This window comes from Arcicella aurantiaca (genome assembly GCF_003148625.1).
Taxonomy (GTDB): domain Bacteria; phylum Bacteroidota; class Bacteroidia; order Cytophagales; family Spirosomataceae; genus Arcicella; species Arcicella aurantiaca.
On the sequence record NZ_QGGO01000020.1, the window covers coordinates 15,615 to 30,864 of the forward strand.

The 15,250-nt window shown below is 36.7% G+C and carries 6 protein-coding genes; all 6 read left to right on the plus strand.

The window, feature by feature from the left end:
- Positions 1–199: 199 nt before the first annotated feature.
- A complete protein-coding gene (locus LV89_RS16935) occupies positions 200–2,257 on the plus strand; it encodes a protein-disulfide reductase DsbD family protein (protein ID WP_109744110.1) in 2,058 nt (685 codons plus the stop codon).
- A gap of 141 nt (positions 2,258–2,398) precedes the next feature.
- Complete coding sequence (locus LV89_RS16940) at positions 2,399–3,235, plus strand: sugar phosphate isomerase/epimerase family protein (RefSeq protein WP_109744111.1); 837 nt, start codon at positions 2,399–2,401, stop codon at positions 3,233–3,235.
- A gap of 814 nt (positions 3,236–4,049) precedes the next feature.
- On the plus strand, positions 4,050–4,391 hold the full coding sequence (locus tag LV89_RS16945) for a LytR/AlgR family response regulator transcription factor (protein WP_109744112.1): 342 nt from the start codon (positions 4,050–4,052) through the stop codon (positions 4,389–4,391).
- Between the two features lie 194 nt (positions 4,392–4,585).
- Positions 4,586–5,527 (plus strand): DUF8740 domain-containing protein, encoded by a 942-nt coding sequence (locus tag LV89_RS16950; protein ID WP_146199188.1) that lies wholly within the window; start codon positions 4,586–4,588, stop codon positions 5,525–5,527.
- Between the two features lie 31 nt (positions 5,528–5,558).
- Positions 5,559–14,525: a LamG-like jellyroll fold domain-containing protein gene (locus LV89_RS16955; RefSeq protein WP_109744114.1), complete on the plus strand. Its 8,967-nt coding sequence runs from the start codon at positions 5,559–5,561 to the stop codon at positions 14,523–14,525.
- A 106-nt stretch (positions 14,526–14,631) separates the two neighbouring features.
- A complete protein-coding gene (locus tag LV89_RS16960; protein ID WP_146199189.1) occupies positions 14,632–15,078 on the plus strand; it encodes a hypothetical protein in 447 nt (148 codons plus the stop codon).
- The last annotated feature ends 172 nt before the right edge of the window (positions 15,079–15,250 follow it).

The following is a 15,250-nucleotide window of genomic DNA, read 5'->3' on the forward strand; positions in this document are numbered from 1 at the left end:
TTTTTTGCATAAAAAGCAATGGTATTTTTATCTTTTCGCTTAATAATGATTTCATAATGAACTGTTTAAAATCTCATGGGTATTAGAGTGTTTTCCCATTCATTGAAGGCAAACATTCTTACTTACTTTGTAATATCCTGACAGCGAAGGTATTGCTGATTAGAATATTCATAAAGCGTTTAAAACATTCCAAAAACACATGAAATTATTCATACAAAAACAACATTTTTTGGTGCTTGCCCTATGCTTGTGTATGGCACAAATGAGCGTGTCACAAGTGCTACAACCCGCCAAATGGACTTATAATCTTGCCGATAATTCAGCGAAAAAAGGCGAAAAAACGGACTTGATTTTTACCATCAAAATTGATAAAGGCTGGTATATGTATGCTTCTGATTTTGACCCTGATTTAGGCCCAATGGTAACAAGTTTCAAGTTTGCACCCAATGAAACTTATGAATTAGTAGGAAATCCTGTTCCGATTCACGCTAAAAAAAAACACAGTGATATTTGGGGCGGAACGTACACTTATTTTACTAATCATGCTGAATTTAGGCAAAAAATAAAGATTCGTTCAGAGAAATTTCATCTTTCTGGAAACGTAAGTTATCAGGTTTGTACGGAGGCAGATGGCAAATGTGTTTCACTCGAAGAAAGTTTCAATTTCGTGAATCAATCAGTGAATGATAAGGCTGAGCAAACCATTACAAAAACGGCAATTAAAGACGATAGCCTTGTGAAAGTAGCTGCCCCTGATAGTCCAATTGCTACTACCCAAAGCCCAGAATCTATTGCACCAACAGAGAAAACAAAACCCAAAGAATCTCTTTTTACTTTTATGCTTTTGGCATTTATGGCGGGTTTGGCGGCATTACTTACCCCATGCGTTTTTCCGATGATACCCATGACAGTAACGTTTTTTACCAATACCAGCAAAGACCGCAAAAGCTCTATTTTTAAAGCACTTATTTATGGTTTTTCCATCGTCTTTATTTATACTTTGGTCGGAACAATAGTTGCCAAAATCAATGGGCCAGAATTTGCCAATTGGCTCAGTACCCACTGGTTGCCCAATCTGATGTTCTTTGTTATTTTTATTTTCTTTGGACTATCTTTTCTTGGACTTTTTGAAATTGTGCTTCCGCATAGTTTGGTAAATAAAATGGATAAAGAAGCCGATAAAGGGGGATATTACGGCATTATTTTCATGGCGTTTACCATTGTATTGGTTTCGTTTTCATGCACAGGGCCTATTGTTGGTAGTATTTTGGTGGAATCGGCTGGAGGTGCTATTTTGAAGCCTATTGCAGGAATGTTTGCGTTTTCAATGGCATTTGCTATTCCGTTTACCTTGTTTGCTATTTTCCCGAATTGGTTAAAATCATTACCGAAATCTGGTGGCTGGCTCAATTCGGTGAAAGTAGTTTTAGGCTTTGTAGAATTAGCTTTAGCCTTAAAATTTTTGAGTACTGCCGACCAAGTGTATCATTGGAGAATTGTAGATAGAGAGATTTTTTTGGTACTTTGGATAGCTATTTTTACCTGTCTTGGTTTATATCTTCTTGGTAAAATCCGTTTGCCTCACGACAGCGAAACAAAATCGGTTAGTGTGCCAAGACTCCTTGTTTCGATTGCTACATTTGCTTTTGTATTTTATCTCATTCCAGGGCTTTTTGGGGCTCCGCTCAAAGTGCTTGCGGGTTTTTTACCACCGATGCACACACAGGATTTTAACCTCAATAATCTATCTCTTGAAGGTTCTGAAAAGCCTGTTTCTTCCCTTTGTGAAACGCCAGAAAATCCCGCTTCTTTAACTTTTCCACATGGTATTCAAGGATATTTTAATCTTGAACAGGCAATTGCTTGTGCCAAAAAACAAAATAAGCCCGTTTTTATTGATTTTACAGGACATGGATGTGTCAATTGTCGAAAAATGGAAGAAAACGTTTGGGTTGCTCCTCCAGTAATGAGTCGCTTGAAAAATGATTTTGTGATGGTGGCATTATACATTGATGAGAAAATGGAATTGCCCAAAGAAAAATGGTACACTTCTACCTATGACGGCAAGGTTAAAACAAGCATCGGAAGTCAGAATGCAGATTTACAAATCACTCATTATCAGAATAATGCACAACCTTATTATGTAATTCTTGACCCCAATACCAAAAAGCTATTGGTAAATCCTGTTTCCTATGAAACCGATATTAACAAGTTTACTGCATTTCTGGATGCTGGCATCAATGCCTTTAAAAAATAAACCAACTAACTTTTAATCAAAAAAGTAAGTACAAGGACGATTTAAGAATTACGATTTACAATTATCATAAGCCATTGATAATCAAACTTATGGCAATGCTAAATCCTAATCCCTAAATCCTAATGCTTACTTATTTATCCAATGAAAAATAGACGTAATTTTTTGAAAATAGCAGGAGGAACTACTTTATTAGGGTTACTCGGCACATCAATGACTCAAGCAAAAAAGGTTAAAAACGTAGGCGTAAACCTTTATTCTCTGCGTGAACCTATGGGCTTAGACCCAATTGGAACACTCACTGAATTAGCCAAAATTGGTTATAAAGTCATAGAATCTGCCCCAAGTGCAAAGGGTAATTATTATGGTTTGAAGCCAAAGGAAATCAAACAAGTGATGCAAGATTTAGGGCTTGTGCTTGCCAGTGGTCATGCCATTATTAATGCCAATTGGCAAAAAAGTATCGACGAAGCCGCTGAAGCAGGACAAACGTATTTACTTGCTCCAATGCTTCCTGCAAAAGGGCAAACCGTTGATAATTATAAGAAATCGGCTGAGGTGTTTAATAAAATGGGGGAAGACTGTAAAAAATCAGGAGTTATTTTTGGTTTTCATAATGGTACAACCGAGTTTGAGAAAGAAAACGGACAAGTTTTATACGATGTTTTGCTGGATAATACTGATGCTTCCTTAGTAAAAATGGAGTTAGATTTAGGTTGGGCAATGGTAGCAGGAGCGAAGCCCGAACATTATTTTGAAAAATACAAAGGTCGTTTTCCACTTTGGCACATCAAAGATATTAAACAGGATAAAGACGAAAGTATAGAATTTGGCAAAGGCAAAGTTGATTTTGTCGCCATGTTAAAAAATCAGCAAAAATCAGCCATGCAATATATGTTTGTCGAACAAGAACATCTTACACAACCAGCAATCGAAACGATGCGTTTTAATTTTCAATATTTAGAAAAATTGCGTTATTGAAGTATTTAGGGGTTATAATTTAGGGATTAGGATTTAGTAGAATTTGAAATTTAACAATTCCACTCGCTATTAATCAGGTTATTATAGAATTGTTAAGCATAGGTTTGATTTTATAAGTCATTGATAGTCAAGCTCATGGTGCTACTTAATCCTAATGCCTAAATCGCAACCCTTACTTAATGCTACTTTGGCACTCTTGACAAATCCGTATGTTTGACTCATCTTGTAGCTTCAAAAAATAATTGAGGGAGAATTAAAAGGTGTTTTGCTTAACTCAATCTCACAAAACAAGAATTTATAGATATTTGCGAAAATAATTGCAAAATCGGCAATATAAGTCATAATTATTTATTTTATTTGTATCTACAAAACAAGCTTCATGTATTTTATATCCGAGAAAACAGTTTGATAAAATCGTATATAAAAAACTATATCCATCTTTAATTTCATCTAAAATTCACACAAAATTTCGTGCTTTCATGTAAATATACCTGACATTGGGTATGTTTTTTAACTTATTATACCCTTACTTTGCAGAATAATTTATTTAACAGTTAAAAATGTAGTTTTAATTTTTTCTGTTAAATGATTTCGCCCATACAATACTTTTTAGTATTTGCTTCAAAAAATCCCTAATTAGTTTTTAAAATAATAGATTGTTATCATTAAACTGATAGCCTTCCTTTTCGTGCCTAAATTTTAATATTCTGTAAAATACGGTAAAATAATATTGAAATATTAAAATCACTTACACATATCAACAAAGCAGAAATTAAATATGTACTTAATTTCTGCTTTGTAAAAAAATATCTCTATGAAGACCTACAAACAAAAAGGGAATGAAAGTTTACTAATTCTAAATCATAAAACTTATAGCAAGGTTTTGATTAATCGTATTGTACTCATTAAAGGCAATATTAACTACACAATTTTTCATTTAGATGGAGGTAAAGAAAAAATGGTAGCACACCCTATCAAGTTCTTTGAACCTCATCTGACTACTCATGGATTTCTTCGGATACATCGTGCCTTTATGATAAATCCCAATTATGTAAAAGAATACAATGCCCAAGACGAGTCGATAACCATGTTGAATGGACAAACTGCCATGATTTCGAGAAGAAGAAAGCATACCTTGAAAGATTTCATCGCTTAAATCAAATAGGGGTTTGGATTTAGGCATTAGGATTTAACATTACCATCTTCTTGATTTTTAATACGTATAAAAAATCAAAATGGCTCTTCATTCAACCCTATTAACTATAAAGAGAGTTCACTAATAATTTCAACTATATTTTAACCAATTACAACGCAATGGAAAGACGCACTCCAATTTTTAAAGTATTTCTGATGAGTATTTTATTTATGAATTTATTTATCATCAGTTCGTATGCCCAACAGACCAAAAAAATATCACTTCAAGGTTTCTTGAAAGATGGCAACGGAAAAGCCGTTGCAGATGGTAACCAAGAGATGATTTTCAAGCTATATCCTTCTAAAGAGGGTGGTACAGCAGAATGGGAAGAAACCCAAACTATTAATGTTTTTGGTGGTGTATATAGTACGCATTTGGGAAAAAACACACCTCTTGATAATTTGAGTTGGGGAACAAAAACGTACTATGTGGGAGTAACAGTACAAGGCTCAGAACTCAACCCAAGAACCGAATTAACTTTTGCCCCATATTCATTGGGTTCTCCATCGGCAGATGTAGCTAATACAGTAAAATGTTCGGGTGCAGTAGGAGATATAAAATATTCTATTTTAAACCCTACACAATTTGCGACTGTAAATGGAAATTGTTGGGTTCCTATGGATGGTAGAGCTTTAGCTGTTGCTGATAAACTTAGAGAAATTATTCCAACGATGGCTAATATACCAGATGGTAGTGGAGCATTTCTCCGTTCACAAGAGTTTGAAGGCAAAGCTGATAGAGACAAAGATAGAACTTCTGCTACCGCTATTGCTGTAATTCAGGATGAAGGTTTTAAAAGTCATAACCACGAAAATAACTTATCAGTTACTACTACTATAAATTCAGGAGGAAATCACAGTCACTCTTTTTACATAGGTAAAAATTCATTTCAAGATGGAGATGGGCGACAGGTAGTTGAGCACGCAGGGACTGATAATAATAGTGTTTCAGGTGACAAATCACTTATTAACACAACAACAACCGGAGACCACTCTCATACTGCCACTTCAACCGTAGGTGGAAGTATATCTTCGAAGGGAGGTACAGAAACCCGTCCTGTTAACTTAAACTTTTGGATATATATCCGTATTAATTAACCCCCATTAGTCATACTTAAATTCATATTTTATGCAAAAGAAGATACTCTATCTTCTCTTGGGTTGGCTAATGCTGTTTGGTGGGCAAAGAATATTTGCTCAAACCGATACGCTCTGTAACCCCAATGAGAAAACAAAAATATTTGGCGAACTGTATTTTAATTACGGTTCAGCCACCAACTCCTATACGTCATTTAATCGTTCTACTTTTTCAGTAGGGCAATCTTTGGTTTCGTCAGAAAATATGCAATCAACAATCTATCAATTAGGTTTTGGAGCATATAGTCCGTGGTTTTTACCGCCGCAGCCGCCTGTACTTATCGCCACACAAGGAGAATTTAAAGACCGTGTTAAAATTTCGTGGAATGTAAACCCACTTTCTCCGTCTCCATCAGGATTTGTGATTTATCGAGATGGCTCATTTATTGCGGATTTAGGTGAAAATGTCAGAGATTATTTAGATTTTAACGTTCAAGCGGGTGAATATTACGAATATAGTATTGAAGCTAAAAACGTCTATGGCACAGGTAGTCGTAGTAAATCAGTTGGTTTTGTAAATCCGAACGGTGTAGTTAGTGGTAAAATAGAAACCAATTCTGGAAATCCAGTTCCGGGAGTTGAAGTCCGCCTTACGCCACTGACAGGTAATTCAATGGCTTTTGATGGCGTTAATGATGAGCTTTGTGTAAGCTATAATAGTGAATTTCCAACGGATAAATTTACGGTTTCAGCTTATGTAAAATTGGGTGATACCAACAACGAAGGAGCGATAATTGACTGGGGTAGCTCACTGAATAAAAACTGGTGGATTACCACAACCAAAAGTGGCGAAGCCAAAGGATATATTTTCCATATTGGTAATGGAACAGGGAGTGATTCTCTGAAATATTATCTCCCTGATACTCCTGCCAATCCTTTCAATGTAGGCAATTGGCATCAAATAACGATGGTTTATAATGGTTCGGCAATGTCTGTCATGGTCGATGGTGAATTTATTGGTACAAAACCAGCGAGTATTTCAAGAGCAAGCAATTATTTGAACATTGGTAGTAAAATTGGTGATGGAGGGTTTTTCAAAGGAAAAATTGATGACATCAGAGTTTACAATCGTCCACTTACGCAAACGGAGGTAAATAATACGAAACATCGCTCAGTATCAAAATCTGAAAATGGTTTGGTATCCTATTGGAAAATGGACGAAGGTGTTGGAGCAAAAGTATTCGATAATACTACGATTCCAACCAATGCTAATATTTATGGTGCTACCTTTTCTGCTGACAAACCAGAAGTGTATAGTTCTGGGGTAAGCGATGTAACAGGGTATTATACAATCGACGGTATAAATTATAGTCAAACGGAAAGTTTTAGAGCAACTCCAATGAAGAATTTCGAGTTCAATACTGCTCTTGAATTTAATGCGGCTGATAAATCTTACGGAAATCTGACAGACTATGATGTGCCTGATACCTCAACGGTAGAAATTCTATTTCATCCATTTGATTTGAAGTCTCGTCAAACGATACTTTCAAAGGGAAATTTATATGAAGCATACATTGATAATGGAAAGCTTTTCTTAAAACTGAATGGAACAATTACCGACTTAGGAGCCATTAAAGCCAAGTTTTATCACTTAGCAGTAACTATTGATAATCATGCAGGTAGTGCTAATGTTTACTTAGAAGGTGAATTGAAAGGAACAGTTTCATTCTCTGGAACATCAAACTGGAAAAACGGAACACCTTGGTTATTAGCAACCAATTCCACCGATGCCAATACAGGTAAATTTTATACAGGTTTGGTAGATGAGTTTTATATCTATAAAACAGCTCTGCCACAATATGCCATTCAAGAACACTTTGTACTGGGCGTTCCGCAAGATTCTACTACGAAAAACCTATTTACTCACTTTGACCTTAACGAAGGCTCTGATACTAAAGTGTATGATTATGCGATTGTTAATTTTGGAGCAACCACTCCACGAGAAGGAACTATTCTAAAAGCTTCATGGAGCAATAACTCCCGCAGAGCAGAAACAAAGCCTCATGAGTTTGAGCCAAATGTAAGAGTTGTAAACTTGAACACAAGTAATACAGCTATTGGAAATATTGATTTTAAAGATGTTTCAACGGTAAATGTTTCGGGTTATGTTCGTTTTGCAAACACATTTTGTTTTGCTGACTCGATTGATATTTTAGTGAACGGTCAGCCATTTTTCCCTTCCATTAGAACTGATAAAAATGGGAAATGGTCAGTTGATTTTGAACCAGGAAAAACGGTTAAATTAAGTGCATCTTATAAAGACCATTTATTTTCACCAAGCTTTTTTGAACTTCGTAAACTGCAAGCACCCAAAGCAGGAATCGTATTTTTGGATAATACCAAACGTACAATCAGAGGTCAGGTTGCTGGAAACGATAAATGTAGAAAGTCCGTTATTCCAGCAGGTGCGAGAGTTGTGGTAAAAGTAGCAACGCTTGACGGATGTTTCGAGAAAACAGACACCCTCAGAAATCCAGATGGAAAGTTTATTTTCAGAGATTTACCAGCCCGTGCTTTCAGAGTAAGCGTGGTGGAGCATTCGAATTCAGTTATTTACAACTATTTTCAGCTAAAAGGAGGTCAAGAAGTTGATTTGCGTGATGCCGTTTCTGACACTACCGACTTTATTTATATTGCACCTCCCCAAATAGAGATGGCAGGTATAACTCCCAACGAATGTAATCTAAAAATTGCTAATCAGTTTCTTGAAAGCAAGTTTAAAATCAAAGTTTTTGAGCAATATGATGGTGGTAAATGTTATGTAGATGGAGCAACTTTATCAATAGACAACCCCTCTGTTACGGATAAAGTGGACACAACATTGGCAGAGAATGTGCAAGAATTTGAGTATAAATTCAAACCCCAAAAAGTCAATATTATACAACCTTACCAAACACTTGTAACCGTAAAAGCAACAGTAGGGAGTGCCACCACTACCGACACAACTTCATTTGTTGTTCTCGGAAATCAAAGCACCGCTGGCACATTTACAACTTCCTCGCCTCAACTACCTCAGTTTGTATTGCGTGACCCTCCAGGTGATGGAAGTTATGCGACTCTCGAAAAAGGTTTTACACATTGTACCAGTAACACAAGAAGTGTAATCAATGATTTAGGAGAAGAGTTTAGTGTAGGGCACTCAATTGGTGGAGAAACCCATGTAGGGATTCCTGGAAATGAAATTAGTGTCAAAAACGAAGTCAAAATTGTTGTTTCGGGTGGCTCAAATCAAACATGGAATTATTCAACAAATGAAAGCACATGTATTACAACCAACAAAGTTATCTCTACTTCGGCTTCTGACGGTGTAGTGGGAAGCGAAGACGGCGGAGATGTTTATTTCGGATTTGCCGAAAATATTACTTATGGCGGAAATATCGAAGTAAACTTTAAACCTGATAGTTGTAAGTTTTATACGAAAAAAAACCTGCAAATAGATAGTAAAACATTGGGTGGAGATTTTGTTTATTCTGAACGGCACATCATCAAAGATGTTATTCCAGCGTTGAAGCTACTTGCATCTCAACCAAAAGATATCAATCCATATCGAGCAAGAGATTCATCGGCTTATATACTTTGGGAGAAATATATTTTGTTAAATAAAATTGATAAAGGAATTCTATACGAAAAAACGATTAGTTTTGATGCAGGGGCAGTTTATGAAGAAAGTACAACTACAGAAAATACCAACGGATGGACAGAAACATTTGATGCGAAGGGATGGTACGGTGGAAATGCTGAATTTGTCCTCAAAGCATTGGGGGGTATTGAAGGTAACGTGGCTATAAAACATGAGCATACCAAATCAAACACTCACGATGACCAAACCACAAATGTGTATGGAATATCCTATCATTTTGAAGATGATGATGTAGGTGATAATTTCTTGGTGAAAGTTTTTAGAGGCTTAATTTGGGATAGTTACAATTTCGAGTTAATAGCTGGAGAAAGCTCATGCCCTTGGGAAAAAGGCACAAGACAACGGTCTGCTCCTTCACTTGTAAGTCTCGACGGAAACTCTAAGGTAAATGTACCAGCTAATACTTCAGCGGTTTATCAGTTACAATTAGGAAATGCCAGCCCAACCGACGAAGCAATGAACTATGACCTTTCCTTAGACCCCGCTACCAATCCAGATGGTGCTATTGTGAAGGTAAACGGTCAACCACTTACTCAACCAATCACATTTAGAATAGACCCTGGTCAAAGCCAAATCGTAACATTGACACTTGATAAAGGTCCTCTTAAATACGATTATAGTGATATTACTATTCAATTGGAGTCTGCCTGTGAAACTGAACTTGCCGATGCACGTGGCGGTGATACCTTAGTAGATGAGTATTTTGTAAAAACTATCAATTTGGCTGCTTCATTCATCGAACCATGCTCGCCTGTTGATATTGGATTCCCTCTACAAGGGTTTGTAGTAACACCTGCATTTCAAAATAGATTGAGTGTAACGCTTAATGAGTATAATAAAAATGATGCAGACTTAAAATTGATTCGTTTACAATATCGTCCAATCGGCGGTGATGGTTCTTGGATTAATATTAATGAAACTCCTAAAGCAGATTTAGGAGATGTGTTTACAATAAAAGAATGGGGAACTTCACTATTAAAAGATGGACCTTATGAAATCAGAGCAGTAGCTGAGTGCTTTAATCCTAATTTAGCTCCCGGTATCTCAACAGTTGTAAAAGGTAGTATCGAAAGAGAACCACCAGTAGTTTTTGGTGTTCCAGAACCGGGCGATGGTACTTGGGATCCAGGGGATGAAATTTCTATTACTTTCAATGAATCCATTGATTGTGATAAAGTGGTTCAGGCAGATATTTTAGCTAATAATACGATAGGGCTTTATGATGCTACAACCAATGCTTTGGTAGATGCAACGATAACTTGTGTGGGTACCAAAATCATTATTACACCAAATATCAACCCTGTTTTCTTTGAAAATAGAACTTTCAGAGTGGTTGTGAGTGGTAAGGATTATGATGATGCTATGACTGCCCAAAACCCGAATCATCAAGCGGCGGCGATTAGGGATAAAGCTGGTAACATGATTCCGAAAACTATCAAATGGGAGTTTGCCGTGAATCAAAATAACCTTGAATGGGTAGGTACTGATGTTATCGAAACGAATGAAGTATTAAAACCTTTCACCGTAAAACGTCAAATTCGTAACCGTGGGGGGAGTATTACCAGTTTCAGAATGGAAAGTGTGCCTTCTTGGCTGACGGTTACGCCATCAACAGGAACTTTAAATCCGGGACAAGTAGCTGATGTAACGCTTACTTTCCAACAGGATTTATTAATTGGTGATTATTTGGATACTGTTCAAATGCACGGTTCTAAAGGTGATGAACCATTGTTGATTGATTATCGTGTGCGTTGTCCGCAACCTGCTTATGTGGTGGATAACCCTTCGCAGTATGAAGGTAGTATGAACATGGTGGTTGATTTAAGCATCTTTGGCGTAAAATCTAAAGACCCATCTGATGTGATTATCGCCAAAATTGATGGGAAAATTCGTGGTGTCGGAAGAGTCCAGTATTATAGAAATATTCCAACTGAAGGAACAAATCCGATAACAGGGCAACCTGATGATTCAAGACGTTGGTTAACTTTCTTGACTATCTACGGAAATTCAACAGATATTGACAAACCAATCGAATTCCATGTTTGGGACGGAGATAAATGTAATGAATACGTAGAAGTATTGGAACAAATCACTTACGAAGAAGGAGGTTTAGTGGGTAGTCCGCTTGAACCACAACCAATTCATGTTTTGAATTTAGTGAAGAAGTCTATTGCATTAAATAAAGGTTTCAATTGGGTCTCTTTCAACCTAAACTTGGGAGCTGGCAATAATACATTTACTAAAGTATTGGCGTCGTTGAAACATAAAACTGGTGCAATGATTAAGACAGATGATAACTTTGCTAACTATGAAAATGGTGCTTGGGATGCTCTCGATGACGTGGTTTTACCAACAAAACGTTATTTGATTTATGTGCCAGAACAAGACACTATTAACATTAAAGGTGAACCTTATACATCTACTGCCTTCCCGATTACTATCAAAGCTAAACCACAATGGAACTGGCTTGGATATGTACCTTCTACGGGTATGACGGTTACACAAGCATTACGTGGACTTACACCGCTAAACGGTGATATTATCAAAAGTCAAACGTTGTTTGCTCAGTATGTGGCAGGTGTGGGTTGGATTGGAAATTTAAGTTTCTTAGAACCACTAAAAGGGTATTTGTTAAAAATTTCTAATACAGGACAACTTACCTACAATACTAATATTTATGGTTTAGAAGGTTCTGGCGAAAAAGAGGTTAGCTCAAAAGATTTACAAAACCAAGCAAGTTTGGAAGCTCCGATGATTGATGATTTTACAAAATATCAATCAAATATGAACTTAATTGGTAAAGTAAATGGCATGACAATCGACGCTGATGATGAACTAAGAGCCTATATTAATGGTACATTGGTGAGTAGAAATAAATCTATCAGTCATGGAAAAAGTAGATTATTCTTTAACACTATTTATTTTGAAGATGAACAAACAGTAAGTTTCAAACTCTTTAAGGCTGATAGAAACAAAGAATATGATTTGGATAAGAATGTGCAATTTCAAGCTGATGCCTTGTCAGGTTTAGTTGAAGACCCAATTGTTTTTGAACTTACTAATAATGTAAATCCAGCGGTAACAATCGTAATTGAAGACCAAATTATCAAACAACCTGATAAAGTTTTCGGTACAGTTTCGATTCCTGCAAGCATTACAGAAAGTAGTCCAAATTGTGGTTTGTATGCGGTTAGTACCATTTTACCAACGGGTAATGAAACTAAACCGACTTGTTCAGCACAGACTTTAGAAGGTAGTATGACATCTGTCATCAAGGTTTATTTTAACGAACTTTCAAGTTTTGTTTCTGACCAAGACGTACTTTCATTTGTCAATCCTGCTACGGGTGCAACAGTAGGTTGTGGGGTATTTAGAGCTAATAATTCGCTTTTCTATACTACCATTAGTGGTACGGTAACCTCAGCGGCTGTTCCGTTGGATGTAATTTACTATTCAAATTCAATGAAAAAATCATTTACATTGAAGGGCGGATTAAGTTACAAGTACAACACAAATCTTGGTACAGGAGCTAACCCTCATAAGTTAGATTTCTCTCCATTGGCGGTGAGTGTTGATAATAGTGGAATAATCACGACGGTTTTGAGAGATACCTCATGGATTGGCTCGTATGGTGTAAAAGCAATTGCGATGAATTGTACAGGATACAATGATGGAGAAAAAACCTTCTATTTCAGAAGAATTGCTCAAAATGATTGCTCGTATTCGTTCTCTGTGCCAACTACCAATACACCAGTTTGTAAAGGAGGTACTATTACTTTGGGAGCAAATAAAGGTGCTAATTACGCTTGGAGTGGTCCAAATGGCTTTACGTCAACTGAACGAAATCCTAAGATTGTGTCAGCAAGTAGTGCAGCAGGTGGTATTTATACGCTTACAGTTACTTCATATCGTTGTCAGATTACTGCTACAACTAATGTAGTAGTGAAGGCTTTAAATATGTCTGTAAGTAGCAATGCACCACTTTGTGAAAAAACTACCTTGTCGTTGAGTAGCAGTGGTGGAACAACCTACGCATGGAGAGGACCAAACGGATTTACATCAAATATTCCGAATCCTGAAATTCCGAATATTAGTACCGCAGGAAGTGGTACCTATACCGTTGTGATGGAAAATAATGGCTGTAAAGATTCAACCACTACCAATGTTTTGGTGAAACTTTTACCTGTTATTGAAATGGAAGCAAGTTCGGTTATTTGTGAAGCAGGAACACTTCAACTTGGTAGTAACGGAGGTTCTTCGTATTTGTGGTCTGGACCAAATTCGTTTAGTTCAACGCTTCAGAATCCACAAATTCCGAATGTAAGTAGCAATAATGCAGGGACTTATACCGTAACGGTGTCATTGAATCTGTGTTCGTCAACGGCAAGTACATCGGTTATAGTAACTCCGTTACCTGCCATTCCAACGATTAGTGGAATAAACGAAATATGTGCAAGCACGCCAACTGTTTTAAAAGCTTCGGCAATTCCGAATGCCACTTATACTTGGTCGAACAATGCCACAGGTACGTCAATTACGGTTGAGCCAACTGTTAGCCAATCGTACACGGTAACGGCAACAGTTAACGGGTGTAGTCGCACTTCTGCTGCATTTGCTATGACCGTAAATCCGCTTTATACATCGCCAACAATAACAGCGAGTAGTTTACAAATTTGTAAAGGTGAAAGCGTGATTTTGAGTGCGTCATGTCCAGCAAGTACAGATGTTTTCAGATGGGAAACTCCTGTTGCCAATAGTAGTGTTTTGGCAACAAATACGAATAATCGTATTGTTACTGAACCGGGAACATACATTGGATTCTGTGAACCAACAGTAGGCTGTGCAAGTGCTAAAGTGAGTGTAACCATAACACAAAGTGCCAATTGTAATGGACAAAATTTCATTACGATTACGCCAAATAAACCAATCATTTGTCCTAACTCAACAGTTATATTGAGTGCAACTGGATGTACAGGAACGGTTACTTGGTTTGGTGGTGCATCAACTCAGACGGGAACAACGGCTACATTTAACCCAACAGCTACAACCACTTATTTGGCACAATGTAGCACAGGAGGTTCAACGTCGGTAGATGTAGTGGTAGCTCCAACCAGTGTAAATGTGGTTTCTGACATTGTTACAGGGCTTGAAAAAGTGAAAGCTACTGGAGCAATTGAATCAGATAAGCGAATTGGTGACGGTATTTTTACGCCATCTCCAAATGTAACTTACGAAGCAGGTCAAACCATTTTATTAAAACCGGGTTTTGATACCGCCAAAAATGCAGTATTCAAGGCTGAAATCAGAACTTGTAATTAATTGAGTAACGAGTAAAATGACTTTAAATAGTTGTTTTACTCGTTTTCTGAACAATCAAAAAATAAACAAATCGCTCCGAGAGCATTCATTTAAAAATAATACGAACATGAAAAAATTACATTATATTTTGCTTTTCTTGGGTCTTACAGTAGCCCAAAAATCTTTGGCACAGTATCCAGTATCTTTTCCAGATGGCGTAATTGTAGGTGGAACAACCACTACAATCCCAGCAGGTAGCTCTTATAAATTAGCAGTAAGTGGGGGCATTTTAACGGAAAAAGTAAGAGTTGCCACAACAGGAACGGCATTTTGGGCTGATTATGTATTTGAACCATCATTCAGACTTAAACCCTTAAAAGAAGTTGAACGTTATATCAAGGATAACAAACATTTACCTGACGTTCCATCAACTGCCGACGTAACCAAAGACGGTATTGACCTTGCTCAAACACAAGCTATTTTATTGCAAAAAGTTGAAGAATTAACCTTATACGTTATTCAGCAACAAAAGCAAATTGAAAAGCTTAAAAAGCAAATTGCTAAGAAAAAATAGTTGAGTTGTTAATTTTAGTGAATAGTCTCGTTATAATAATGAGGCATAATTTTGAAGTTATAAAAATTGGTAGAAGATGACAATTATTAAACTGACAAGACTCTCTGCCAAAGTTTTATAACTCCACATTTTAGTCATTTTATCTATGGTACAAGACTAAAATTATAGTATC